The sequence below is a fragment of the Methylobacterium sp. WL116 genome, assembly GCF_008039455.1.
GTDB lineage: Bacteria > Pseudomonadota > Alphaproteobacteria > Rhizobiales > Beijerinckiaceae > Methylobacterium.
Genome location: NZ_VRUV01001121.1, coordinates 1 through 493 on the forward strand (window position 1 = coordinate 1; position 493 = coordinate 493).

Sequence of the window (493 nt, forward strand, 5' to 3'; positions counted from 1 at the left end):
CAGGAGCGTTTGGCGCTCGCGGCCAGCATCGACCGGGCCTATGTCGGGCGGGTCGAGCGCGGTTCGGAGAACGTCACCATCACCACGCTGGAAGCGATGGCGGTGGCGCTGTCTGTCTCGGTCGCGACCTTGCTGATCGAGCCCGATGCCGACACCCCGAGGCCGGTGCCGCTGCGGGCCGGGCGCAAACGGGTGCCGTAGGGGCGCGATCACGGCGCAGGTCCGCCACCGGCCGCAAGGCCCCTGAGATCCTCGAGGATCAACCGCAACTCGCGCCATGGCGACATCGCCCCCGCGCGGGGGCCGGGCTCCTGCAAGCTGAGCAGGACGATGAGCTTCAGCACCACCGCGTCGTGGGTCCGAGCGGGGGTGGCGAGCAGCCCATCGGCCCCGTCTAGGACCGCCCTGTCCAAGGCAGCCTCACCTTCCTGAGCGGTGGTCAGGCCGGCTTGATCGGCCGCCTCGTCCCATCGTCGCTGCCGACGCTGGAGAA

The 493-nt window shown here is 71.0% G+C and carries 1 protein-coding gene and 1 pseudogene; one reads left to right on the forward strand and one right to left on the reverse strand.

Annotated elements, in window-relative coordinates:
• Window positions 1-201 (forward strand): helix-turn-helix domain-containing protein (locus FV223_RS29685; protein ID WP_147730131.1); only part of this gene is annotated, 201 nt, incomplete at its 5' end.
• Between the two features lie 8 nt (window positions 202-209).
• On the opposite strand, the pseudogene FV223_RS29690 reads toward FV223_RS29685, so the two are convergent.
• A pseudogene (locus FV223_RS29690) lies at window positions 210-493 on the reverse strand (hypothetical protein); the annotation flags it as partial.